General features: G+C 52.1%; 28 protein-coding genes and 1 other RNA gene. 15 read left to right on the top strand and 14 right to left on the bottom strand.

Translation table 11 applies throughout. The features are described from left to right. Positions 1-10 precede the first annotated feature (10 nt). Positions 11-1,405, bottom strand: a complete 1,395-nt coding sequence (locus QJ48_RS10605; protein ID WP_054973587.1) for an ammonium transporter — start codon at positions 1,403-1,405, stop codon at positions 11-13. 363 nt (positions 1,406-1,768) lie between these two features. Between QJ48_RS10605 and QJ48_RS10600 the strand changes: the two genes are divergently transcribed. Beyond that, complete coding sequence (locus QJ48_RS10600; RefSeq protein WP_054973586.1) at positions 1,769-2,200, top strand: MerR family transcriptional regulator; 432 nt, start codon at positions 1,769-1,771, stop codon at positions 2,198-2,200. Between the two features lie 34 nt (positions 2,201-2,234). Then, a complete protein-coding gene (locus tag QJ48_RS10595) occupies positions 2,235-2,918 on the top strand; it encodes a zinc metallopeptidase (RefSeq protein ID WP_054973585.1) in 684 nt (227 codons plus the stop codon). Positions 2,919-2,983: 65 nt separating this feature from the next. On the opposite strand, the gene QJ48_RS10590 is transcribed toward QJ48_RS10595, so the two are convergent. Then, complete coding sequence (locus tag QJ48_RS10590) at positions 2,984-4,819, bottom strand: ABC transporter substrate-binding protein (protein WP_054973584.1); 1,836 nt, start codon at positions 4,817-4,819, stop codon at positions 2,984-2,986. Positions 4,820-4,970: 151 nt separating this feature from the next. Between QJ48_RS10590 and QJ48_RS36800 the strand changes: the two genes are divergently transcribed. Continuing rightward, positions 4,971-5,114 (top strand): hypothetical protein, encoded by a 144-nt coding sequence (locus QJ48_RS36800; protein WP_157261585.1) that lies wholly within the window; start codon positions 4,971-4,973, stop codon positions 5,112-5,114. Positions 5,115-5,143: 29 nt separating this feature from the next. Here QJ48_RS36800 and QJ48_RS10585 read toward each other — a convergent pair whose 3' ends face one another. After that, positions 5,144-6,046 (bottom strand): LysR family transcriptional regulator, encoded by a 903-nt coding sequence (locus tag QJ48_RS10585; RefSeq protein WP_054973583.1) that lies wholly within the window; start codon positions 6,044-6,046, stop codon positions 5,144-5,146. A gap of 129 nt (positions 6,047-6,175) precedes the next feature. On the opposite strand from QJ48_RS10585, the gene tpx reads away from it, so the two are divergent. Next, positions 6,176-6,679: a thiol peroxidase gene (tpx, locus tag QJ48_RS10580; protein WP_054973582.1), complete on the top strand. Its 504-nt coding sequence runs from the start codon at positions 6,176-6,178 to the stop codon at positions 6,677-6,679. A gap of 71 nt (positions 6,680-6,750) precedes the next feature. Here the strand turns inward: tpx and QJ48_RS10575 are convergent, their stop codons facing one another. Beyond that, positions 6,751-7,140 (bottom strand): DUF1499 domain-containing protein, encoded by a 390-nt coding sequence (locus QJ48_RS10575; protein ID WP_010491409.1) that lies wholly within the window; start codon positions 7,138-7,140, stop codon positions 6,751-6,753. A 241-nt stretch (positions 7,141-7,381) separates the two neighbouring features. On the opposite strand from QJ48_RS10575, the gene QJ48_RS10570 reads away from it, so the two are divergent. Further along, positions 7,382-7,867 carry a GNAT family N-acetyltransferase gene (locus QJ48_RS10570; RefSeq protein ID WP_054973581.1) on the top strand — a complete coding sequence of 162 codons (486 nt, stop codon included), beginning with the start codon at positions 7,382-7,384 and terminating at the stop codon, positions 7,865-7,867. A gap of 80 nt (positions 7,868-7,947) precedes the next feature. On the opposite strand, the gene fsa is transcribed toward QJ48_RS10570, so the two are convergent. From fsa to QJ48_RS10560, 3 genes are all read right to left on the bottom strand, one after another. Next, positions 7,948-8,604 carry a fructose-6-phosphate aldolase gene (gene fsa / locus QJ48_RS10565; RefSeq protein ID WP_054973580.1) on the bottom strand — a complete coding sequence of 219 codons (657 nt, stop codon included), beginning with the start codon at positions 8,602-8,604 and terminating at the stop codon, positions 7,948-7,950. A gap of 49 nt (positions 8,605-8,653) precedes the next feature. Continuing rightward, positions 8,654-8,835: non-coding RNA, 6S RNA (gene ssrS, locus QJ48_RS35305), on the bottom strand. A 77-nt stretch (positions 8,836-8,912) separates the two neighbouring features. Then, a complete protein-coding gene (locus QJ48_RS10560) occupies positions 8,913-9,704 on the bottom strand; it encodes a YesL family protein (protein ID WP_054973579.1) in 792 nt (263 codons plus the stop codon). 274 nt (positions 9,705-9,978) lie between these two features. Here QJ48_RS10560 and QJ48_RS38640 point away from each other — a divergent pair, with 274 nt between their 5' ends. Beyond that, positions 9,979-10,074 carry a sporulation protein YjcZ gene (locus tag QJ48_RS38640; protein WP_082420454.1) on the top strand — a complete coding sequence of 32 codons (96 nt, stop codon included), beginning with the start codon at positions 9,979-9,981 and terminating at the stop codon, positions 10,072-10,074. Between the two features lie 113 nt (positions 10,075-10,187). On the opposite strand, the gene QJ48_RS10555 is transcribed toward QJ48_RS38640, so the two are convergent. After that, on the bottom strand, positions 10,188-11,765 hold the full coding sequence (locus QJ48_RS10555; RefSeq protein WP_054973578.1) for a DEAD/DEAH box helicase: 1,578 nt from the start codon (positions 11,763-11,765) through the stop codon (positions 10,188-10,190). Between the two features lie 260 nt (positions 11,766-12,025). Here QJ48_RS10555 and QJ48_RS10550 point away from each other — a divergent pair, with 260 nt between their 5' ends. The 4 genes from QJ48_RS10550 to QJ48_RS10535 all read left to right on the top strand — a co-directional run bounded on the left by QJ48_RS10550 (position 12,026) and on the right by QJ48_RS10535 (position 14,703). After that, on the top strand, positions 12,026-12,559 hold the full coding sequence (locus QJ48_RS10550; protein WP_054973577.1) for a DUF4178 domain-containing protein: 534 nt from the start codon (positions 12,026-12,028) through the stop codon (positions 12,557-12,559). Between the two features lie 60 nt (positions 12,560-12,619). After that, the gene (locus QJ48_RS10545) at positions 12,620-13,417 is read left to right on the top strand and encodes a DUF4247 domain-containing protein (RefSeq protein ID WP_193394419.1); all 798 of its coding nucleotides are present in this window, start codon (positions 12,620-12,622) and stop codon (positions 13,415-13,417) included. A 106-nt stretch (positions 13,418-13,523) separates the two neighbouring features. Next, positions 13,524-14,378, top strand: coding sequence for a YitT family protein (locus tag QJ48_RS10540; RefSeq protein WP_054973576.1), 855 nt, complete (start codon positions 13,524-13,526; stop codon positions 14,376-14,378). 130 nt (positions 14,379-14,508) lie between these two features. Further along, a complete protein-coding gene (locus QJ48_RS10535; RefSeq protein ID WP_054973575.1) occupies positions 14,509-14,703 on the top strand; it encodes a hypothetical protein in 195 nt (64 codons plus the stop codon). 82 nt (positions 14,704-14,785) lie between these two features. Here QJ48_RS10535 and QJ48_RS10530 read toward each other — a convergent pair whose 3' ends face one another. Next, the gene (locus QJ48_RS10530) at positions 14,786-15,649 is read right to left on the bottom strand and encodes an AraC family transcriptional regulator (protein WP_054973574.1); all 864 of its coding nucleotides are present in this window, start codon (positions 15,647-15,649) and stop codon (positions 14,786-14,788) included. A gap of 156 nt (positions 15,650-15,805) precedes the next feature. On the opposite strand from QJ48_RS10530, the gene QJ48_RS10525 reads away from it, so the two are divergent. Continuing rightward, complete coding sequence (locus QJ48_RS10525) at positions 15,806-17,605, top strand: alpha-L-fucosidase (protein ID WP_054973573.1); 1,800 nt, start codon at positions 15,806-15,808, stop codon at positions 17,603-17,605. 126 nt (positions 17,606-17,731) lie between these two features. Continuing rightward, positions 17,732-17,980, top strand: coding sequence for a twin-arginine translocase TatA/TatE family subunit (tatA, locus tag QJ48_RS10520; protein ID WP_054973572.1), 249 nt, complete (start codon positions 17,732-17,734; stop codon positions 17,978-17,980). A 29-nt stretch (positions 17,981-18,009) separates the two neighbouring features. On the opposite strand, the gene QJ48_RS10515 is transcribed toward tatA, so the two are convergent. Next, positions 18,010-19,167: an MFS transporter gene (locus QJ48_RS10515; RefSeq protein WP_054973571.1), complete on the bottom strand. Its 1,158-nt coding sequence runs from the start codon at positions 19,165-19,167 to the stop codon at positions 18,010-18,012. Positions 19,168-19,281: 114 nt separating this feature from the next. On the opposite strand from QJ48_RS10515, the gene QJ48_RS10510 reads away from it, so the two are divergent. Continuing rightward, entirely contained in the window at positions 19,282-20,460 is a 1,179-nt protein-coding gene (locus QJ48_RS10510) for a putative glycoside hydrolase (protein WP_054973570.1), read from the top strand. A gap of 78 nt (positions 20,461-20,538) precedes the next feature. Here the strand turns inward: QJ48_RS10510 and QJ48_RS10505 are convergent, their stop codons facing one another. Genes QJ48_RS10505 through QJ48_RS10495 form a run of 3 tightly spaced genes read right to left on the bottom strand, consistent with a single transcriptional unit; the run spans position 20,539 to position 22,049 of the window. Then, a complete protein-coding gene (locus QJ48_RS10505) occupies positions 20,539-21,246 on the bottom strand; it encodes a uracil-DNA glycosylase (RefSeq protein ID WP_054973569.1) in 708 nt (235 codons plus the stop codon). A gap of 28 nt (positions 21,247-21,274) precedes the next feature. Continuing rightward, on the bottom strand, positions 21,275-21,808 hold the full coding sequence (locus tag QJ48_RS10500; protein WP_054973568.1) for an NADPH-dependent FMN reductase: 534 nt from the start codon (positions 21,806-21,808) through the stop codon (positions 21,275-21,277). Positions 21,809-21,839: 31 nt separating this feature from the next. Further along, positions 21,840-22,049: a DUF3906 family protein gene (locus tag QJ48_RS10495; RefSeq protein WP_054973567.1), complete on the bottom strand. Its 210-nt coding sequence runs from the start codon at positions 22,047-22,049 to the stop codon at positions 21,840-21,842. A gap of 309 nt (positions 22,050-22,358) precedes the next feature. On the opposite strand from QJ48_RS10495, the gene QJ48_RS10490 reads away from it, so the two are divergent. Together QJ48_RS10490 and QJ48_RS10485 are read left to right on the top strand one after the other, a co-directional pair. Next, positions 22,359-23,273 carry a hypothetical protein gene (locus tag QJ48_RS10490; RefSeq protein WP_157261584.1) on the top strand — a complete coding sequence of 305 codons (915 nt, stop codon included), beginning with the start codon at positions 22,359-22,361 and terminating at the stop codon, positions 23,271-23,273. An 89-nt stretch (positions 23,274-23,362) separates the two neighbouring features. Beyond that, positions 23,363-23,815, top strand: a complete 453-nt coding sequence (locus QJ48_RS10485) for a peroxiredoxin (protein WP_054973565.1) — start codon at positions 23,363-23,365, stop codon at positions 23,813-23,815. 58 nt (positions 23,816-23,873) lie between these two features. On the opposite strand, the gene QJ48_RS10480 is transcribed toward QJ48_RS10485, so the two are convergent. After that, positions 23,874-24,465: 6-phosphofructokinase (locus tag QJ48_RS10480; protein WP_193394418.1), on the bottom strand; the 592-nt coding region annotated here is incomplete at its 5' end.

Raw genomic sequence — 24,465 nt, 5'->3', positions numbered from 1 at the left:
CTTTTCTACTCTATACCGTGGTAGCTGCGCTGCCATGCGCCGCCTTCTTCATTTGCTCAGGATACCCGTAAGTCCCGTGCTCGGATAAATCCAGACCGACGATTTCTTCTTCTTCCGTTACCCGAAGGCCGATCGTAACCTTGATCAGGTACAAAATAACGAACGACAGAATCAGGACGAACAGGAAGGCGCCGAAAATGCCAAGCGCTTGCACGCCAAGCTGCTCCAAGCCGCCGCCGTAGAACAAACCGGCTTTCCCCACGCCAACTTTTGCGGCCAGCTCCGGCGTTGCAAAAAGTCCGGTCGACAACGTACCCCAAATGCCCGCGATCCCATGAACGGAGAAGGCGTAGATCGGGTCGTCGACGCCCGCCCTTTCAAACCATTGCGCCGTGAAGAAGGTCAGGATACCGGAGATCGCCCCGATAATGACAGCGTCGCGCGGAGTAACGAAAGCGCAAGCTGCGGTAATCGCCACTAGGGCGGCCAACACGCCGTTCAGCATGCTCGGAATATCGGCCTTGCCGAAATACATCCAGGACACGATCATAGCCGCTACCGCACCTGCCGCTGCCGCAAGATTCGTCGTCAAGGCGATGTAGCCGAAGAAGCCGTCGTTCATCGCGCTCAGCGTCGAGCCCGGGTTGAAGCCGAACCAGCCGATCCAGAGAATGATTACGCCGAGAACCGAGAGAACTTGGTTGTGCCCGGGAATCAAATTCGGCGTTTTATCCTTATTATACTTGCCGATCCGCGGCTTAAGCAGCAGCGTTGCGACAAGCGCAGCCGTTGCGCCCTGCAAGTGAACGACCGTGGAGCCGGCAAAATCTTGCATACCTATTTGCGCGAGCCAACCGCCGCCCCATACCCAGTGAGCTACGATTGGATAGATAACGACCGTGAACAGCGTGCCGAAGATGAAGTAGACCGCCAGCTTGCCGCGCTCGGCAAAACCGCCCCAGGCAATCGCAAGCGATACCCCGGCGAACGCCAGTTGGAACAGGAACTTGATGGCGATCGGTACGTCCGACGCGGATAGGGAACCGAAGGCCGCTTTGGCTTGTTCCTCCGTCCCGTCAACGAAGAAGCCGGTCGTCCCGAAGAAGCTGTTGCCGTCTCCGAAAGCCAAGCCGAAGCCGACGGCCCAGAAGGCGATCGCGCAAAGGCCGAAAGTCAATACGGTTTTGCCTGCGACGTGGCCGGCGTTTTTCATCCGGGTGGAACCTGCTTCCAGCAGCGCAAAGCCCGCTTGCATGAAGATGACCAGAATCGCCGCCAGCATAACCCATACCGCATCGATTGCACCTTGGAGCTGGGCGGGTGTCGCTTCGTCCGCAGCGAATGCGAGGCTTGCAGGCAACAAAGCTGACATAATTACCACGGATAAGAATAACCTTTTAAACAAAACGACCACTTCCTTCTTTAATGTTAGTTTTTATAACATTTTCTGAAATTTATAATGTCATTATATACACGATATACCGTTTTGACAATAGAATTTTCAGTCACAAAACATAAATTACGAAATATAATCTAACATCACCCTTGGATAATACGGCTTTTTATACCTTTTTTCGCTGTATCCCCTATCGCTTACGTCATATAAAATAACGCGTATATTCGAACTTCGATAAACTTCAGGCAATCGGAGCCGCTTATTCCAGCGGTTAAAGCGTAACGTTTGACTGTATGGTTTGGATTCAGTATCATGAATAGAAGAGCACCTATTCCAGTATCTATATAAAATGAGGTGACATGCGATGGGGAGATGAAGCTTTACAAAATCGGCGAGTTGGCGCGTTTATCGGAGGTCAGCCCCAGAACGATCGATTACTATACGAAGCTCGGGCTGATTCAACCGGAGAAAAGATCCGATACGAATTATCGTTACTACAGCGATGAAACCTTAGCGCGTCTGAAACGTATTGAAAGTATGAAGAGGGAGAAGTATACCTTAGAGGAAATCAAGGCTAGTCTGCTGCAATGGAATAAGGTTAGCCAAGATGAAATAGTGACAGATAAGCTGACATCTTTGCAACTGTTACTTATGCAGCTTGAGAAGGAAGCGAAGGAAATCGGCCCGATGCTTGAGAAGCTGAAGCCGTCGCAAATGAAGAACCTGAACAAAATTCTCACGCAGCCCACCGCGGCATGCATCGAGGCTTTATTGTTGCTGTTAGGTAAAGGCCCTCTTTCCTAATCGAAACGATATTTACAAACGGAGGAATGGATCGATGCTTTTTCACCCTATGGATTTCCTTATTATCATTGCGTTCATACTCTCCATTTGGGCGCAGTTCCGGGTTAAAGGAACTTTCAACAAATGGTCCGAAGTATCCGTGCAATCCGGTATGACGGGATACGAAGCGGCCCGCCGCATGCTGGACTCCAACGGATTGTATGACGTTCCGGTAGAGCCGATTCCCGGCGCGCTGACGGATCACTACGATCCGATCGCCCGCACCGTACGATTGTCGGAGCCGGTTTATTACGAGAGCACCATTTCGGCCGTATCGGTCGCCTGCCACGAGGTCGGTCACGCCATTCAGCATAAGGTGAATTACCCAATGCTCGTTGCCCGCCACCGGATGTTCCCGGTCGTGAACTTGGCTTCCGGTATTGCGCCGCTGCTCTTGATCGCAGGCTTTTTGTTCCAATGGACCGGATTGCTTGGCCTGGGGATTATTTTCTTCTCCGCCGCCGTCGCTTTCCAGCTCGTGACCTTGCCGGTAGAGTTTAACGCCAGCAACCGGGCCCGCGACCTGATGGTTGCCGAAGGCTTTATCACCAACGATGAAGAACGGGGCGTAGCCAAAGTACTTAACGCCGCTGCGCTTACTTATGTAGCCGCTGCGCTGATCTCGCTGCTCGAGCTGATCAAGTATATTATGATTTTCACTAACCGCAGCGACGATTAAGCTCGATACACCGAACGCGAAAACTGCCGGACCGCTCCTTCTTGGAGTGATCCGGCGGCTTTTTTTCATTCGGTATTAGCGCCCTGCTCCAGGGCGTCCATCGTCGGTTCGAACCACAGATCCCGAAACCTGACCCAACCGAGCGAGTTCAAAGAGACGTTTCTTAATGAAGGATGGAATACGGTACGCTGCGTATGATGGAACAGAAACAAGACGTAAGCCTGATCGGTTACAAGCTGCCGCAGCCGATTCAAATACGCGCCGCGCGTTCCGGGTGAGCCTTCTTGGTACAGGCGTTCGATGATGAAATCGGTCTGCTGCTTCAACTCGTTGCCAAGATGCATCCGAACGACACAATTGTCTGCAAGAAACAGTTCGATAACCGACAGCTCTACGTCATGATCCAAGACATTGCGGTTAAAGGTGAAATGCGAGCTTTTTACCTGTTCCTCCCTTTCCGGCGTTCCCCAGATCACTTCGTTCAGCTTTACCTTGATGCCAATGTCGCTTAGCTGGATCTGCAAGTTCTCTGCAAACCCTTTGTGATGGGGCGCGTGCACTAGCAGCATCTCTTCCCCGTCATACCCGCTCTCCGCCAGCAGCCGTTTAGCGAGCATCGGATCATATTGCTCATCCGTATCGCTAGGCTCCCGATTTTCCTCGTAAAACCACTTGGCGAACGTCACATCTCCCGGCGAGTTTGACGGCACCAAAAGCTTGCGGTCAACGCCATGCACGACGGCCCTTCGAAAAGACAGATTTTGCTGCGGTCCGGGCAAGTTTAAATTAAACGTAAAAAAGCTGCAATCCCGCCCAATGGTTTGAATCGTCTGCCAGTCTTCTGGCAGCTCTTCAGCCGTGTCGCATTGGTGCCGCATCATATAGTTCGGCGGTTGAAGATGACTTGCTTTTCGCATCAGCTCGGGCGTATACCAAATTTCGATCCGGTCCAGATGCGCCCGCCGCTCGAAATAACGCGGAAATGCCTCCAAAACCAGCATATTGTCGTCATTTTGGACCACACGGAAAGGACCGGTTCCGATCGGCATCCTGCGGAACGCATCTCCAAGCTCCGTCACCGCATCCTGCGGAACGATCGAAGCGCGGTCGTAGCTCAAATGATGCAGGAATAACGGATTAGGTCGCCGCAAATGAATGCGTATGGCGTAGCTGCCGATCGTTTCGATGCGATCCACATCCGCAAACAGCCAGTGGAACGGGGAGCCCAATTCCTTGCTGTGATGACGTTCGATGGAATATTTGACGTCCTCCGAGGTCATTTCTCTCCCGTGATGAAAGAGTACCCCTTTGCGCAAATGAAATGTCCATTCCTTACCGTTATTCCCGTTGGTCCAGTAGTGCGCAAGCCCACCCTCGATTTTGCCCGTCTTCGTATTCATTCTGACCAATACGTCAAAAATTTGCTGTACCATATGACATTCTACGACAAAGGTGATGAGCGCCGGGTCCAAACAAGCAATCCGCTTGGAATAGGGCAGCCGCAGCGTATCCGTCAGCGTATCGTTCTTCACCTCGGGCCGGTAGCCGAAGTGAGAATCCAGCCAATAAACGAACTGGTCCTTGAGCGCAGGCAATGCGGAGTGCTCTTCCAAATAAGCGAACGCTTGCTGGATGTCGCCTTTCTTCACTAACGCTTGAGCGGCTTCCAGCGCAATCGTTTCGCACTTGGCCAAAAATACGATTTTGGAACGATGTCCCCGCCCGCGGCCCGGAGTCCAGCGAATCCAGCCCGCTTCTTCCATCCGTTTCAATACCAGGTTGACGTTGCGGGCCGTACATTGAAATATATCCGTCAGCTCCGTCAGCGTAATCTCAATCTCAGCCTGTTCCTTTACCTCCGCATATTTCTTGCGCAGGCGCAAATAGTAGAAGTCGATCATTCTGAAAACGCCTCCTCGCCGGTCCATGCGTCCATAAAAGATGAAAGAAATAAAATATATGCTACACTTTTTATTCATCTTTCGCAAGGTATAATGAAACCAGAAGCCGCAAGCAAGCGAAAATAAAGGCTTCCTCAGGAGGAGAGACACCATGTTGAACCCGTTCGAACTTGAAATGCAAATGCTGGAGCAAGCGAAAGAGACCGAAAAAAAAGCAAGAAGCTCCCGGCTTCCCCGTGTTCCGCTTATGGACTGGCTGGTTGGCGTCACCGCTATTAGCGCGATGATCGCTTAAACCCGAGGCCGCGTCCATGAATATACATGTTAAGCCCGGGCGGTTTTTTTCTCGAAAAAATCGAGCAAAAATTTGCGGAATACTTCCGCCACGGGCGGAAGCTTTTCGCCGTTCCGCCGAATCAGGCCAATGCTGCGCGTAACGATCGGTTCCGTAATGCGCACTTTGACCGGCTGAAGCTCGTTGATTTCCTTCAATGCCATCTCCGGCAGCAGGCTGACGCCCATGCCTGCCGCTACCAGCCCGCGGATCGTATCCGTTTCTTCCCCCTCAAATCCGATCTTGGGCGTAAAGCCCGCCTTCGCACAAGCTTCCAATACGATCGCGCGGAGCGAATACTCTTCGCTGAACATGACGAACGATTCGCCCCGGAGCTGCTCCAGCTTAATCGAATCGTTTCCCGATAATTCATGGCCTTCCGGCACAATGGCATACAGCTCTTCCTGCAGCAGCACTTCACCGACCACGTGATTATGCTTCTCCGGAAAAGGTGAAATGAAAGCCAGATCGATTTCTCCTTTCATGACGTCGCGGATCAAGCTGTTGTAAGTCCCTTGACGCAGGCGGAACTTGACGTTCGGGTAATTTTTACGGAAGCTCGCTACAACTGTCGGCAACAAGTTAATACCGAGACTGTGGGGAAAACCGATCCGAATTTCGCCCCGCTCCGGGTCGAGAAATTCGTGGACCTCGTCCACCGCGCGATCCAGATCGGTCAGGATGTCCTCCACTCGGCACAAAAACAGCTTTCCGACCGAAGTCAGCTGCAGATTGCGGCCCTTTTGCACAAACAATTGTACACCAAGCTCTTCTTCCAGTTGATGGATTTGACGACTGACCGCCGATTGCGCCACATGCAGCTCTTCCGCTGCCTGGGTTACGTGCTGTTTGCGCGCCACCTTTACAAAATACTGCAGCTGTCTAAGTTCCAAAGCTATTCCTTCCCCCTATTTATGTTTAAAGTTGTGCACTCCTATTGGACAAGTTCTCTTATAAAAGATTATAATATATTTTGGTGAAATACCAATCATTCTCAAACATTGAAGGAGGCCCATGTACTCATGGCAAAAGCGGCATTCAAAGGCAACCCGATTACCCTCATCGGAACGGAAGTTAAGCCAGGCGATAAAGCTCCCGATTTCACAGTCAACAAAAACCTGCTCGAAACCGCATCTCTTGCCGATTATGCCGGCAAAGTGAAGCTGATCAGCGTGGTGCCTTCTTTGGACACTGGCGTATGCGATGCACAAACCCGCCGTTTCAATGAAGAAGCAGCCAAACTCGGCGACAATGTCGTTGTACTGACGATCAGTGTGGATCTTCCGTTCGCGCAATCCCGCTGGTGCGGCGCTGCGGGCATCGATAAAGTCGTAACGCTGTCGGACTACAAAAACCGTTCGTTCGGCCAAGCGTACGGCGTGCTGATTGACGAACTGCAATTGCTGATGAGATCCATCTTCGTCATCGATGCGAACGATACCGTACAATACGTGGAATACCTCGGCGAAATGACGGAGCATCCGAACTACGAAGCTGCGATCGAAGCAGTGAAAAAGCTCGTTTAATTTCGTTTCCGACCGTCAGTCATGACACACAAAAAAACAGCGGGCAGCCATGGAGCTCCTCGCTGTTTTTTTTAATCGTTTATTTTATAAGCGGCCAGCCGCTTGTCGATGTGCCTATATATATCAAGGATCGTCCTGTAGTTCGAACCGAGGTCTCCGAGCGAGCCGCGGGAAGCCGAATAGATATCGATCGCCGTCTTGAGCGGATTAATGCCGAACATGGTAAGGGTGATATCCTGCGTGCGGCCGGTAATGGTACGCCGTTCCACTACGATTTCGCCGACGTTCTTGACTTCGTGGAGAAGTTTGTAGCCGCTTAGCTTCTTGAACATGTTCACGACTTCGTCCCATGCCTGATCTTTGGAGATTTTATAGTATCGGGTCTTCAAAGCCGGATCCTTAGCCTTCTCTCCTGTTGTTTCGTGGCTGCGAATGAGACCGATTAAGGTGCGCTTTAGCAAAGCCTTCCCTCCTCAATGAAGTGACAATCTATTCCGGTTAACACTATCTTTTATCATATCATTGTTTGCAGGGAAGAGAAAGAGCTATCGAATTAAAACCGTTCATATTTTGTACAAAATTGATTTCTGCGATTCCCTTGCTACCAGTATATTAACATGGAAGCCAGTCTATGATTCGAATCCCGGACAAGTTTGCGATTTCGCTGTACATTTCCTATTTTTTTGAAGGAGAAGCTCATTGATGATGATAAGACAAGCACTGCCAGCCGATATGGCCGAAGCTTATGCGATTGAAACGATGTCCTATCCCCCGGAGGCCGCTGCTTCCCTCGAAGCGTTCGATTACCGCCTGCAGACGTTCGGCCGTTATTTCAAGGTCGCCGAGCACGACGGACGGGTCGTCGGAATCGCAAACGCCGTTCGCCTGTCTCATGAAAACCTTGCTGATGAAGAAATGAAGCAGATCGGAGCCAGCGACCCGGACGGACAATTTTTATGCGTGCTGACCGTCGCCGTTCACCCGGATTACCGCGGCAGCGGACTCGGGGCCCGGCTGATGAGAGCTTTGCTGGAGCAAGCGGATGCGGGCGGGCTCGAAGCCGTACTGCTGCTATGCGAGAAGCATTTGATTTCGTTCTACGAACGTCTGGGCTTCCGTTATATCCGTTCTTCGGCATCCGAACATGGCGGCATCGCCTGGCATGAAATGAAACGCGATTGCGTGTGACAATTAAAAACAGGGCCTGCTGTCGCATATTGCGCAGCTTGGGCCCTGTTGCAGGAAGGTTGTCCCGTCCCACTTGGCTATTAGAATGTGCTTTGGTTGGCGCCTTCCCAGTCTTTCAGGAAGCGCTCGATGCCGGCATCCGTTAACGGGTGCTTGATCATTTGTTGAATCACTTTATAAGGAACGGTCGCAATATCCGCTCCGAGCAGCGCCGCGTCGATGACGTGAGTCGTCGTACGTACGCTTGCCGTAATAATTTCGGAGCTAATGTTATGTACCTTGAACATTTGGCCGATTTCTTTAATCAAATTCATTCCGATTTGGTTAATATCGTCAAGACGTCCGACAAACGGGGAGACGTACGTAGCTCCGGCGCGTGCGGCAAGCAAAGCTTGCGTCGAACTGAAAATCAGCGTCACGTTCGTTTTGATGCCCATCTCGCTGAAACGTTTCGTCGCTTTCAGTCCTTCTTCCGTCATAGGAACTTTTACGACAATACCGTCGCCAAGAGCAGCCAGTTTTTTACCCTGTTCCACCATCTCGTCAGCTTTAAGGCTGATCACCTCGGCGCTGATCGGCAGGTTTCCGACGATCGAGATGATTTCCTTCACCGTTTCGAAGAAATCTTTTCCTTCCTTGGCAATGAGCGACGGATTCGTCGTAACACCGGCGATGACACCGAGTTCATGTGCTTTGCGGATTTCTTCCACATTGGCTGTGTCGATAAAGAGCTTCATCTCCAACATCCCTCTCTTTTATTGTGAACGCTAACATTTTAACGCAACAAAAAAACCCGCATATGCCGTCCGATTTCGTGTCTCAAACCCGCTCTCGCAGGTGGGTGTCCGCAGAATCGGTTTTGAAGTCCCTTTTCGAGGGCATGACAGCCGCGATTCAATGTAGGTCTCCCAAGAAACAGTCATTGGTTCAAAACAACTGTAAAACCGAAACGCACATCGCAGGATTTTGTTGTATTCTTATTATAGTCCACTCCATGGCGAAAGTAAACCTTTGCGCCGCTCTTCTTGTTGGAACCTGCGGAAAATTATGGCTTATCCGCCTTGCGGTCCCCTTCGGGCACCTCCGAATCATCGGTGTTTTCCGCCTGCAGGCGCTGCTGTTCCGCTTCTTTCTCGGCCAGCTCCTGTTGCTTCTCCTGCAGCTTTCCGAATATGAGGTTAAAGTGCCAGAACGATACGACCGCGATCAAGCTGCCCATAAAAAAAGGAATCAGGAACGTAAACATGCTAAAGCTGACATACAGGACGATTCCGTTCAACACGATCATCGAGAGCGACCGCACCGGATTGCCGATCGTAATCAACAGCGCATTTTTGACGATTTGCAAAATCTTCATGTGCAGGTGCGAAAGGATCGAGAAGAAATGGAACAACGAAATGATCAACAGCACGGTGAGCGATAGCACCAGAAAGCGCAAAATGCCAAAGGTCCCCGTTTGATTACCATAAAACTGGAAATTGGTGTACAAGATGACGCCAATAATAATATAAATCAGACCGCCAAGCAAGCTTTGGACGAAGTTATCCTTGTAGCCGCGAAAAAACGTCTTGAACAGCGGCACATCCTCTTCCCCGGTCAACCACTTGCGAGCCACGCTGAACATCGCTGTCGTCGACGGAAAGATGGTGAATGGCGCGACAATGGCCATCAGTATAAGCGTTTGCAGTGCTTGATCAGCCGACTGAGACTGCAAAAAAACGAGCCCCAAGAAAAAGAAAGGAATGGCACATATGACCCACAATACGTTGATAACCGATAGTCTCATGATCCATTCGGAAATACGGTAAAACCCACCCATGATTCCTCGAAATTCCAAATCCTATGCCCTCCTTCATCTATATGTTTTATTATAGCCTATTTCATTCCATCTAGGTAGCCGTCCATACATAATGATCCAAAGAACATATGCTAAAGTACCAACCGCAATTAGCCCCGGTCATCCCGTTATCTGCATGCAGCGGTAATGTCCCATGGGCAAGCAAGGGATACCCGCGCCCGGATGTCGAGGAGCTTTACTTGCACATGAGAACTGTTATCCGTGCGGATAACGCTGTTTCTGGTGGTAAAATACAGGAAGGAGGCTGGTCACGATGGGTGGTTTCGCAGGAGGATTTAGAACTTCCACTGCTGTTATCTTGGTTCTGTTTATTCTGCTGGTCATCGTTAGCCGCGGCTTATTTTTCTAATAATGCATTTAACTAGGAAATGGCAGGCATGTGCGAATGCGTACAGGGCCTGCCTTTTTCTTTATCAAAAAAAGAAGCAAGCCCGCCGAAGTGGCGCGCTTGCTTCTTTTTTATTACACGAGTGTTTCTTCGTTCGAGCGGTTGGAGGAACGGGAGTACCCTCCGCGATTGTCACGGTCCGAACGACCGCGGTAGGCGCGGTCGCGCCCGCCGTCACGGTATCCGCCGCCGTCGCGACGGTTGCGGTCGCCGCCACGATAGCCGCCGCGGTCGCCGTAAGGACGATCGTTGCGGCGTGCGCCGCCAGCCGTACCGTAAGAGCCCGACGGTCTGCGTCCGTTGCTGCGGATGTCCGGTCTTCTTTTCTTCGCACGGATCGGATCTTCCGGTGTCAACTCGATTTCGATGTCTTTCTTCTCGCCGGTAAGCAGCTTGAACGCTGCAGCCAGAAGATGAACGGAATCGTGCTGCTCCAGCAGGGAAATCGCAAGACCTTTATATTGATTGTGGTCTTCGCTTTGCATCGCTTCCAGCACGCGCTCTGCCGTCATTTTTTGCTTGCCTTCGATGGCTTCCGCCAGGCTTGGCATCGGCTTGCGGGAAATTTTGTGACGCGTAATTTTCTCGATAAAATGCAGGTGGTCGATCTCGCGCGGCGTAACGAACGTATAGGCTGCGCCTTCCTTGCCCGCACGACCGGTACGGCCGATCCGGTGCACGTAGCTTTCCGGGTCCTGCGGCAGGTCGAAGTTGATGACGTGAGTAACGCCCGATACGTCCAAACCGCGGGCCGCTACGTCGGTTGCAACGAGAACATCGATGCTTCCGTCACGGAATTTGCGCATCACGTTGTCACGCTGATTTTGGGACAGGTCCCCATGCAGACCTTCTGCGGTATAGCCGCGCTTCTGCAATGCTTCGGAGAGCTCGTCGACCCGACGCTTCGTCCGGCCGAAGATGATTGCAAGGTCCGGCGCTTCCATGTCGATCAAGCGGCAGAGCGCTTCGAATTTCTGGCGCTCGTGAAGCTCGATGTAGGATTGGTCGATCAGCGGCGCGCTAACTTGCTTCGGAATGACGGATACGTGCTCCGGGTTGGTCAAAAATTGCTGAGCCAGCTTCTGAATGTTGATCGGCATCGTCGCCGAGAACAACATCGTTTGACGCTCATCCGGTACGAGCTTCAGGATCGATTGAATATCCTCCATGAAGCCCATGTCGAGCATTTCGTCAGCCTCGTCCAAGATGACGGTTTGCACGTCGTCCAGCTTAATGGTTTTACGGTTGATGTGATCGAGCAGACGGCCCGGCGTACCGATAATGATTTGCGGCTTTTTACGCAGCGCGCGAATTTGCTTTACGATATCTTGACCGCCGTAAATCGGCAGGGAGCGAATGCCCTTGAAGCGTCCCAGCTTCTCGATCTCTTCCGCTACCTGGATTGCCAATTCACGTGTCGGGCACATGATCAAAGCGACGATCCGCTCTTCTTTAATGTCGATTTTGTTAATGAGCGGAATGCCGAATGCCGCGGTTTTCCCTGTTCCCGTTTGCGCTTGGCCGATAAGGTCGCGTCCCTCCATCGCTACCGGAATGGCTTTTTCCTGGATCGGGGTCGACTCCTCGAAGCCCATTTCCGTAATTGCGCGAAGTACCTTTGGCTCTAAGCCGAATTCACTGAAAGTTTTCAAATGATTTCAATCTCCTTTGTTCTAGGGTTTTCTTTTGTCTATACCCTTAAGTGCGCTCCTATCTTCTATTTTTAATCTCTTCATGAAACACCTTCCAAGCCGTGTCAATATGAACAGTCAAGGCCGTACTTAAGAATATCTTTAGTAGTATACCATACCCTGCTGTCATATTCCAGAATTGTTCAAACTTGAAACCCAAATTCGCCGAATATCGTATATAATAAATATATTCGTCGATTTTGAAAAGGAGCGAAATGCCCATGTCCATATGGAAACGAGTCGGTTCAATTATTAAAAGCAACAATCCGGAGCCGGAAGTGAAGCCAACGAATCCGCTCGAGGAAACGGTGGTCGGCGATATTCTTAACGTAGACCTTGAAGAATATGTCGTATCCGGCAAGGCCGTTTATTTTGACCGCGGGTTTGCGCCGCACCGCTTTGCATATTATCTGCAAAACGGCAAGCATATATCATGTCTGCTTGTGGAAAAAGGGCGTACGTACGAATGTTTTTTATGCGAATTTGTGGAAGGTTCGCTTGACGATCCGAACGACGTGCCGTCCGTGCTCGACGTCGGCGGCGAAGTAACGTACCATATGGAGCATAACCGCACGGATACGGTGCGTGTCGAAGGGAACACCGATTTCCGCGCAGGAGACGAGGTCATGTTCTGGCGCTATTTCGGTTCGGAGAACCGTTACTTCTTCCTGCAATGGCAGGACGGAAAGTATGTCGCCATGGAAGGCTCCCCGACACCGGCGGGACAAATTAAATTTATGAAGGGCTCCCGATGACCGTTAGTCCTCATTTCCTAATCGGATTCATAAACAGCTTGAAACGGAGGTGACCGCCGCATGATCAACAAATTATCCAAATGGATTGCCATCCTGCTGGTATTTACGTTGCTGGCCGCTTGCGGCGACGCCGGCAACTATATTAAAGACAACTATTCGTTAATCGACGTTCAAGGGCAAGGAAAGAGCACGGCTAAAATTTATTCCGTCGCTGGCAAAGACGTGCCGACCGTCGCCAAGGAAATCGCAGACAAGGAAAAGCCGACCGAAATGAGCAAGGATTCGGCAGAGCGGATGTTCCTGGTCTACGATAATAAGATCATCAACGTACAAAAGGACCCGAACGCCGAAGGGACGACCTTGGTCGAGGTTGACTCCATCCAATACGCCAAAGAAAACTACGACTCCTCGTTCCTTCAGGGCTATGTTGCGGCAACGCTGCTGCAATCCCTGTTCGGCGGCGGATGGTTCAACAGCAGCCGCGGCTCGGGCTACGATTACAAGGGGTATACGTCGAGCAAACGCTATAACGATTACGGCAGGTACCAATCCGTCCCTTACCCGGGTTCGGCGGGATCTACAGGTTCGACAGGCTCGACGACCAAGCCGCAGCCTTCGACGTCCGACCGCAAGGGAAGCTTTAGCACGACGCCGCCAAATTCACAAACAAACACGCCGTCGAATTCACAGACGACCACACCGTCGAATCCGCAGACCGGCACACCGCCGAAAAGCAATCCGACCGTAGGGGATTCGGCCAGAAAGAGCGACGGCTCCAAACCGACTTATAAGACGCCTTCCTCCGGTTCCTCGAAGCCGAGCACCAGTTCGCGTTCCGGATCGTTCAAGCGCAAATAAGACCGCCAAGCTTTCCCTTACCCAAGGGAAGCTTGGCTCTTTTTCGGCTTTCGGGGTTCAAAACCGTTAAAACGCTTCATACTAAAAGCATGCGGGAGGTGCATTCATGTTTCAGCTTCAACGTTCCTGGACCGGTTCTTTAATCGCCTGTCTTCTTGGCTCGGCTCTGATCGCCTCGAGCTTCAACCTGTTCTTGATCCCCCATCAATTGCTCAGCGGCGGCATTTCCGGCGTATCCATGCTGGTCGGTTATTTTACGGATTGGAATATTTCGCTCTTGTTTCTTATCTTTAATGCGCCGCTGCTGATCTGGGGGCTGCTGACGCTCGGGCGCAAATTCATTATTTTGAGCGTCGTCTCGGTTGTACTGACGACTTGGTTCATGCAGCTGATCCCTACGATGACCGTCAGCAAAGATTTAATTATGTCTTCCGTTGCCGGAGGCGTGCTGGTCGGGATCGGAACCGGCATTTCGATGCGGGTAGGCGGATCGACCGGCGGTTTTGACATCATCGCTTCCATCCTCACGCGCAAACGGGATTTTTCGCTTGGCACGTTTCTGTTCGGTCTGAACGGCATTGTCATCGTGGCCCTCGGCTTTTTCAAAAACAACTGGGACCTGGCCCTGTACTCCATGCTGTCCATGTTCATTACAGGCAAAGTCATCGATACGATTCATATCCGGCATTTGAAAGTAACCGTCTTCATCATCACCAAGAAAAAGGATTTGCTCCTGAAAAAAATGCAAAAGCTCAAGCGCGGCGTCACGGTCATCGATACCGAAGGAGCATATACGAAGGAACCGCAGCATATGCTGATGACGGTGACAACGCGCTACGAATTGAACGAGCTGCAAAACCTGGTGCGCCAATGGGATCCGCAGGCTTTCGTCAACATCACCGAAACCGTAGGCGTCATGGGTTTGTTCCGCCGCTCCGACCGGAGCGAACAAGGCAATTAAGCAAAATTTCCGGTACATAGAACTTTAGAAATATGCTATACTGGAGGAGTAATTTCATACCGTTTTTCCAAGGCTTAACCTGAATTACTCGTAAGTCCTGATCTCTAAACAACAGATGACGGGAAGGGTGATGCTTGTGGAAACCGTAAAATTGGCAACCATTGTCATGAGACTTACGCCGGAGTTGTATCCATTCCTTAAGAAACGCGAGCTCGAATCGGAGATCGTGCTGCGCAACGGACTGGAAGCTCTCGAAACAGACGATGCCATGGAAATTATTCAATACAGCATTTCGGAACATCAAAAGGACGCCTTCCTTCATTGAATGAGTAAAGCGTCATAACCAGTATAAGACCGCTCTTCGGCCTCCGCTACGGTGGCAGGAAGAGCGGTCTTGTTTTATGCCCCTATTCGGAAGGCAGCTGCAATCCGCGGGATAAGCTGCGGTACTCCGTAGGCGCGATACCGACCGATTTTTTGAAGTTTTTAGACAGATGAAAAAGGTCGTGAAAGCCAGTCGCCTGCGCCACCTCGCCGATGGTCATGTCGGTCGAACCGATGAGCTGCTTCGCTTTTTCGAGCCGACGCTCGTAGATGTACGTCATCGGCGTCGTCCCGAGCTGGCGCTTGAAGAAGCGCACAAAATAATTGGGATGGTGATGCACGATGTCGGCCAGTTCGGCAATTGTCATCTCCTCGGCCAAATGCGCGTCAATGTAGTCCAGCACCTCTCCAAGCTTGCTGTGACGGAACGATAGGCCTGTCTGCTCCTCCTGCCTCAACACCGCCTGCTCCAAATAGCAGGCAATGACGCTCAACAACGCAGCCTCGATCCGGATCGACCTGGCCGGTCCTTTCTTTGCGCTATGCTCGTCCGCCAGCCTCTCGAACAGTACAATCGCTTCGGAAGGCTCCTGTGCCGTCAAACAATAGGGCAGCTTGAACAACGAAAAAAGTCCCGCCCAATTCAAGTCGGACGTAAAATGGCACCAATACATCGAATACGTCCGGGCCGGATCGGTAACCGAGAACGATTGCACCAGCCCGGCCGGAGCAAAAACAAGCTGCCCTGGCCGGGGGAACAGTTCCTGCCCGCCAACCGTCATCCGCCCTTCCCCTTCGCAAATGTAATAAATTTTGCTGTACGCGGGGGTGAACGGCTTTTGAATCCAGTCGGGATTGCATTTGCTCCGTCTTGCGTTGAGCAATTCCGTCTTCATATCCGTCAGCAAATGGCTGAGCAGCGAGAAATCCGGTTCGTTGTTTGACATCGCAGCACCTCGAAGAGCGTAACTTGACGGTTCGAAAAAAGGTTAATTTCGTACAAATAAGCGTTAACCGCATCCATAGGGATTATATCATATGCCGGGTACAATGGGAGTAAGCAACGCGGCAGCAATCAACCGCGAACGGATGGAGGCTTCTCGGTGATCAAACGGGATATGTATATGGATAATGCGGAAGCGGAAGCGGCCGATCAGGCGACCCCGCTCTCGCCGAAGGAAGAGCTGAAGGACCGCAGGCTGGCTTGGTGGCGGGAGGCGCGCTTCGGCATGTTTATCCACTGGGGATTGTATTCGCTGCTGGGCGGCGTCTGGAAAGGCCGGACGGTGCCGGGCGCTTACGGAGAGCACATTATGCTGCGCGGCGAAATTCCGGTGAAGGAATACGAGCGGCTCGCGGAAGCGTTCAACCCGGTCAGCTTCAATGCGGAAGCCTGGGTACAGGCCGCTAAAGATGCCGGTATGAAATATATCGTGTTCACGGCGAAGCATCACGACGGCTTTGCTTTGTACAATTCGGCCGCAGACGATTTTAATATCGTCAAACGCTCCCCTTTCGGCCGCGACCCGATGAAGGAATTAGCCGCGGCTTGCCGCAAGGAAAGAATCAAGCTGTGCTTCTATTACTCCCACTCGATGGACTGGCATCATCCCGATTCCCAGGGCAACACACATGATTATCCGAACAATATCGGGGCATGGGACCCTTTGGAATCGTGGGTGAACGATGAGGACAAATTTACGCGGTATGAGCGGTATTTGGAGGAAAAGGCATTTCCGCAAGTCCGGGAGCTGCTGACCGGCTACGGCGATGTCGCCATCGTATGGTTCGATTGCGGGCATAAGGTGACCGACGAGCAGGGACAGAGGTTTGTCGATACGGTCCGCAGCCTGCAGCCGGATTGTCTGGTGAACCGCCGCGTGCGCCGGGACGGCTTCGGGGATTACGGCAATTCCGGCGACAATCAGCTGCACATCCGGATCAACCGCAAAGATTGGGAATCGATCCACACGATGAACGATTCTTGGGGCTACAAGAAAACGGATCACAACTGGAAATCCGTGACAAGCATTCTCCACAACATGATCGACGTGTTCAGCTTGAACGGCAACTATCTGCTGAACGTAGGCCCGACACCGGAGGGCGAATTCGACGAACCGTCGAAGCATATTTTGCGCAAGATCGGACAATGGCTGAAAACGAACGGCGAGAGCGTATACGGGACGACCGGAAGCCCGCTCGGCAAGCCGCAGTGGGGTCGCTGCACGACAAAGGACGGCCTCCTCTATCTGCACGTGTTCGAATGGCCCGCAAGCGGGCGGCTGATCGTTCCGGGGCTGCGCAACGACGTCGTAAGCGCGTACCTGCTGGCCGATCCGCAGCGGCGCCCGCTTCCCCATCGCCGGTTGAACAGCGAAGACGTGCTGATCGATGTGCCTGCTGACCCGCTTGACCCGAACATCACCGTTATCGTTGTCGAGTACGAAGGCGCGATTGACGCCAATCCGGTGAAACGGCTGCTGGAGCGCGATTATATCAACCGGTTCGGCGCCTTCGACGGCGACATCCACGGCAGCGCGCTGCGTTACGATACCGGCAAAAGAGACCGAGACGTTGTCACGGACTGGATCAATCCCGCAGACTATATCCAATGGACGTTCCGCGCAGAAACGGCTGGAACTTGCCAGGTAACGGTCGTATACGGAGCGGCGGAAGGCGAAGCCGGAGGCACGTATGGCGTAGAGCTGTGCGGCCAGCGGCTTCAAGGAATGGTGCAGCCGAAGGGCGGCTGGTACGATTTCGGAAGCGCCGAGCTTGGAACGGTGCGCATTCCCGGGCCTGGTATCTATACGCTAACGGTCAAGCCGGATATAATAACCGGCTCGGCGCTGATGAATTTGAAAGAAGTGCGGCTTACCTTTTTGAACGAACAAGAGGCCTGATTGATTTTCTTAAAATATTTTTAGGACTGTCCTAAAATCGTTGTCTTTTTGTAACAAAAATGTGTTATAGTACAATTAAATAAATGGTATGATTAGATCATACCATTTCGGAGGTGTACTTAAACTATGGGAGCATTATCCCCTTGGCACATCATTTTGATCGCTCTCGTCGCTCTGCTTTTGTTCGGACCGAACAAGCTTCCGGAGCTAGGACGCGGTTTCGGCAAAATGTTCCGCGAATTTAAAGATGCAACGTCAGGCAACGGCGGCCGTTCCGACGATAATCCTCCGGAGCCCGAAGCCCCGAAAAAAGAATTGGCGGCTCCTGCGGCTTCGTCGGCAAGCGAACCCGTTCAGCCGACAGCGAATAAATAATTCCAGTACATGAAACCATTCGTCCCCGATCAGGCCGGATGGTTTTTTTTGCGATAATACGCATGTGTACCAAGCAGCAGCACCGCTGCGATACAAGCCATCCCCGCTCCCATGTAATACATGTACGAGCCGCCCCATTCGTCTTTGATCCAGCCTCCGACCGAACCGCCGGCAATGCCCGCAAGCCCCAGAAACACCATGGACAGCATCGACTGGCCCGTAGATTGCAGCTCTTGCGGCACGAGCCGGACGACATATTGCACCGAAACGATCCAAAAGGCGGCGAACGTAATACAGTGCGTCGCTTGTAATAACATCAATACGGACGGGTCCGATACCCAGCCATATAACAACCAGCGAATCGTGTACAGCACCGCGACGATCCCCAGCAGCGCCAGCTCGTGAAACCGATGCATATAGCGGCCGAGCAGCGCGAAGGTCGGAATTTCCGCTCCTGCCGCAAGCGCCCAGGCCCATCCCGCCATTGAATCCGTAGCTCCTAAATCTTTCAAATACAGGACGAACAGTCCGTCATTCATCCGGTGCGGCACCATGAGCATAAAGATCAGCAGCAGAAACCATAGGAACGGCTTGTTTCCGAACAAGCTGCCCAGCGCCTTGAGCGAAATGCGCTCTCCCGTTCCTTTCTCGTCTTTAAGAAACACGAGCAGCACAAAAGGCAGCACCCAGATGCTCCAATACACATAAGGAATGCTGTTCATCCCGCCTAAGGCGTCCAATACATAACCGGACGATAGCGCCAGCAGCGTAAATCCTATCGAGCCCCACATCCGGATCGAACCGTAGCTTTTCCCGGCTTGCAGCGCGGATTTAATCGACACCGTGTCGAGCAGCGGCACCGACGATTGCATGAAGAAGTACAGCAGCAGCATAAAGAGCAGCGCAAGGGTGTACCCGCTCGTTTCGAAAATGCCGATGCTTGACAAAACCGTCATGACCCAGAGCCCGAAGATGATCGTCTTCAGCGTCTGGTAGCGGTCGCTCAAATAGCCCCAGATCGGCTGGGCGAAGATCGTCACAAACGGCCCGATCATCATAAGCAGTCCGATCTGTGAGGAAGAGTAGCCTTTTCCTTCAAAGTAAAGGGGCAGAAACGGCAGGAGAACAGCGGTGGTCGCATAGTATGAAAAGTTCAGACCCCGCAGCGTCCAGATTTGTTTGTTCATCCGGGCACCGGTCCTTTTTTGATGTGTCATTTAAAATCTATCAAAGCTCTCTATCGGATTGCCGACTCTTTTATTATAATGATAGATATCAAACTAGCAAGGAGAGACTGATTCATGGAACTTTTATTGGCCGCGTTCCTCATGGCCTGGGGGGGCGTTAGCGCCGATCATCCCGATGCGACATTCGAGCAGGTGGCCCAAGCTTCGATCGACTCCAAAACTGCCGTCGCCCAGCAGCCTTCCCCTGACGGGAATCTGTTCGACCGGCTGACGCCGGCGGACAAGAAAGACCCGCAGAAAGATGCGCCGAAGGTGAAAGGCATCTACGTCACGGCACACAGCGCAGGCGGCTCGCGTATGAATACGCTGCTGAAATTGATGGACGAAACCGAGTTGAATTCGATGGTCATCGACCTGAAGGACGACTGGGGGTACATAACGTACGATACCGGCAATCCTGAGCTGAACGCGATGGAGACGACGAAAAAAGTTATTACCGACATGCCGAAGCTGATGAGTACGCTGCAGGAGCACCAGGTATATCCGATTGCCCGCATCGTCGTGTTCAAAGACACCATACTGGCAAAAAAACGGCCTGATCTGTCTTTTGTGAATCCGGACGGCTCCGTCTGGGGCAATGGCAAAAATCCGCCGGAAAGCTTTGTGAATCCGTACAAGAAAGAAGTATGGGACTACAATATCGCGATTGCGAAAGAAGCGGCCAAGGCGGGCTTCAAGGAAATCCAGTTCGATTACGTCCGGTTCCCGGAAGGCTTCGAGAAGCGGGCCGATACACTGAAGTACGATAAAGACGAGCGCTCCCGCATCGAAGCGGTTGCCGAATTCGTGAAGTACGCCCGGGAGCAGCTCACCCCCTTGGGAGTCCGGGTATCGGTTGATATCTTCGGCTATGCCGCTTCCGTACCGGCCGCCGAAGGCATCGGCCAAGACTTCCAGAAAATATCCCAGAACGTCGACGTCATCTGCCCGATGATTTATCCGAGCCATTATTCGAACGGTTGGTTCGGAGCCAAAGTGCCGGATGCCGCGCCATACGTGACGATCAACGGGGCGATGAAGGATACCACCAAGAAGCTTGATCCGCTGCAATCTCTGAAGCCGGTCGTGCGGCCTTGGATTCAAGATTTCACTGCCACTTGGGTACCTGGCCACATCCGTTACGGCAAAAAAGAGATCGAAGAGCAAGTACGTGCGCTGAAAGATAACGGCACCGAAGAGTTCCTGTTATGGAACGCCGTCAATACATACACGCCGGACGTCGATTACAAGTAAAAAACCTTACCTGCGAGATAAGTGAAAAGCCCGCTTCCTTCCATCGAAAGGAGCGGGCTTTTGCATTTGTACAAAAGGTCAGGCCGTGCCGCTGCTGCGGCTTTGTACGCCCAAATTCGGAAGCTGCCAGTCAATCTCCGCGCTGCCGATGCTTCGCAGAAAATCGTTGACCTGCGAGAACGGACGGCTGCCGAAAAAGCCGCGATGCGCCGATAGCGGGCTCGGATGAACGGACCGCACGATGAAATGGCGCCGCTCGGTAATCAATTGCATTTTTTGCTGGGCCGGGCTTCCCCAGAGAACGAACACGATCGGCTTCTCCCGCTCGTTCAACAGCGAAATGACACGGTCCGAGAACGTTTCCCAGCCTTGTCCTTTGTGGGAATGCGCTTCGCTCTGCCGCACGGTAAGCACCGTGTTCAGCAGCAGCACACCCTGCTCGGCCCAAGGCACCAAGCAGCCGTTATCCGGGATCGAGCAGCCAAGGTCGCTTTGCAGCTCCTTGAATATGTTTTGCAGCGAAGGCGGTGCCGGGATTCCGGGCTTGACCGAGAAGCTTAGGCCGTGAGCTTGTCCCGGGCCATGATACGGGTCTTGTCCGAGAATGACCACTTTGGTATCCGCATAAGAAGTATAATGAAGGGCGTTAAAAATATCGTGCATATCCGGGTATACCGTACGCGTGGCATACTCCTGCTTCAAAAACGATCTCAGCCGGTTATAATAAGGCGCCTGAAACTGATCTTCCAGCAAAGGAGCCCAGTCATTTTGCAATATCGCCGCCACGGCGATCCCACTCCCCTTTCATTCCCGATTATTTCCGAAACGTCGAAATCATCTGTGCGAAATAGCCGACAGTCTTCAGCACGCGCTCCCGTGTCTTGGCATCTTCCGGCTCGCCCTCCGGCGTAAAGCTGCGCTGGGCTCCGCCGATGGAGATCCATTCCGGGCAATTGATGCCGTGCAGGTTGCGCACGATGGTCTGCAGCTGCTGCAGCGAGCTGACGCCGACGGCTCCCCCGGCCGAGCTGACGGACAGCGTCACTTTGCCGTCGAAGTGATCGAAGCCGGTAAAATCGAGCGCGTTTTTCAAGACGCCCGATACGCTTCCGTGATATTCCGGCGTCGCCAGCACGATGCCGTCAGCTTCCAGCAGACGCTGTCTCAGCTCGACGATATTCGCATCCGTCTGATCGAGGTCCCCGTTGTAGAACGGCAGCGGCTTCTCATACAAATCGAACAGCGTAACCTGGCACTGCTTTTCATCAAGCAGCCGCGCAATATACCGGCACAGCTGCGTGCTCGTAGCATCTTTACGGTTGCTTCCTGCAATAATCGTAATTTTCATCGTTTGACTGCTCCTTTGCTTCCTATAATGTTTACTGCTCTTTGCTCTCAATCACATAACCTGCGCCTTTGACCGCGCGTTTCTTCTCGACGATCGTCGCTCCCAGCACTTCCGGGCTGCGGACAAAATGACGCGCCAACAGCTCGTCCAGCAGTGCGAACGTCTGCTCGTCGTTTTCCGCCATGACCACGACACGGATGGGCTGCTCCTGCAATTCGACTTCCAGCTTGTATATGTACACCGCAGTTGCCTCCTCATCCTGTCAAAATGGACCGCTCCCCCATCCTACCGAAATCGGCCAAAAGAAGCAAGTGCCGAAGGAGCGATGCCGCTTCACGATTTGAATGAATTAGAGACAAATTAAAGATTTGAAGAAACAAAACAAAATGCATATTATGGAAATATAAACCAAAATATACATGGAGGAAAAGTGATGAAATCTTTTTTGAAAAAGGCAAAAACATGGTGTCTGTCTCTTTTATGTTGTTCCGTCCTGTTAGCAGGGACAGTTGGGCTCACTACCACAGCCCAGGCTTCCTCAAATCTGCAAATGAGATCCGTATTGATCTATACGGGCTCGAATCAACCGGAATACAAAACCGAAGATATTGTCAATTTATCCAAAGGCGCGGACCATTTCATTATCGTGACGACCAAAACGACGGCAGCTTCAGCGGATGTAACGGATTTCGCCAATCAGGCCAATAAAATCGTCGCGGCCAATCCTCAAGCCAAGCTTTGGATCTCCACCCCGTCACGAAACTCGAAGAGCAGCGCAAACACATACGATGACTCCATCACCGGATTTCTTGATGCAGTTAAAAAGACCATCGGACAAGCCAAATGGGACAAGCATGTGAAAGGCGTCTATATCAACTTCGAGAACATTTATTTGGACGGTGCCGACACCGGTACGAAATATACCGGGGCAAACTGGACCAAAACGCTGCAAAGCAACATGAACGATAACACCGTAGTCAAAACGATGAGGTCGATCAAGCAATGGGCCAAAAACAACGGCAGCCTCAATGTGGCATGGGCTCCGTACGTAACCCCTCATAACGATCAATTGAAACGTCTTGCTTACGTCATTAACGAAAATATCGCCGATGTCGTTTTACTGCAGCCGCATTACTATTTTGACGGAAACAAAGTACCGCTGCTGGTTGTGGACAAAAGCATAACAAACGGGTACTTGAGCTATACGGACGGCAAGCCGATTATTCCTGCCAACGATAGTTATATCAAGCTCCGAAGCGCAAACATCGGCGTTGACATGGAAATCGACGGTGACGCAAGCAAGCCCGATAGATATAACTTATACAAGGAATATGAAACGACCTTCCGCAAACATAGCAATAAGCCGTTTACCTACTACATGGGCAGCGCTAAGCAGATGAACTACAAGTCATACGCCGGAAAACAGCTTTGGGAGCATTTAGTCGAGTTTTATAATTCACTGTAGCGTCCGTCAGCATTTCTAGCCTTGTTCCCCCAGCAGCAATTCGCTACAATACAACTAATGTACTTCGTCATCCATAGGAGGGGAAGCCTTTGCTTGCCATCGGGACCAAGGCTCCGGCATTTGCCGCAGAAAGCACGCAAGGTGCGGTCAGGTTAGCCGATCATCTGGGGAAACGGCCGATCGTGCTTATTTTTTATCCGAAGGACAACACGCCCATCTGCACGAAGCAGCTTTGTGCGGTTCGCGATTCCAAGGCCCAGTATGCCGATTATGATGCGCTGGTGCTGGGCGTCAATCCCGGTTCCCTCGAAGAGCACCGGCAGTTCTCGCAAAAGTTCGGCTACGATTTTCCGCTTGTCACCGATTCCGGGGAGACGATCCGCCAGCTGTACGATGTGGGCCAGACGTTATTCGGTCTGCTTGGGCAGCAGCGCATCGTCTATGTCATCGGCCGGGACGGCAAGATCCGTTATGCGGCAAGAGGAAACCGTCCTACCACTGAAATTGTGGCCGTGTTAGCCCAGACTCGGAATAAGTCCTAACGTATGAAAAAAAACATGCAGCCTTCCGCCCACGGAAGACTGCATGTTTTTTGTGCTTTTATTGGGATAACCGTTTCGAAAGCTCGTATAATTCCATATTGAATTGTTTTTTGGTATGCACGACTTTATCAATATCGGTCGCAACAAGCTCGCCTTTGACCATTCCGCATGCCTTGCCGGAATCTCCTGCGATCAGTCGGCGTACGGCGAAATCGCCGAGGCTGCTAGCCAGAATCCGGTCGTTGTGCGTAGGCGTACCGCCCCGCTGAATATGTCCAAGCACGGTCACCCGCGGCTCGATTCCGTTGCGCTTCATAATTTCCGCCGAAATATTTTCCCCTTTGCCTACGCCCTCGGCCACGATAATGATACTGTGACGCTTTCCTTGGGAGAAGTTTTCCGTCATGCGATTGGCGATTTCGTCCAGATCGTACGGCACCTCGGGCACCAGAATCGTCTCCGCTCCACTGGCCAGGCCGGCATAGAGGGCGATATCTCCGCAGTGGCGGCCCATGACCTCAACAATGGACGAGCGTTCATGAGAGCTCATCGTATCCCGAATCTTATTGATCGCATCGACAACGATGCTGACCGCCGTGTCAAACCCGATGGTGAAATCGGTGAACGGGATGTCGTTGTCGATGCGATCA

The organism is Paenibacillus sp. A3, from assembly GCF_001399685.1.
In the GTDB taxonomy this organism is placed as follows: domain Bacteria; phylum Bacillota; class Bacilli; order Paenibacillales; family NBRC-103111; genus Paenibacillus_G.
Note: the sequence above shows the minus strand (reverse complement) of the source record. Positions and strands in the feature narration are given on the sequence as shown.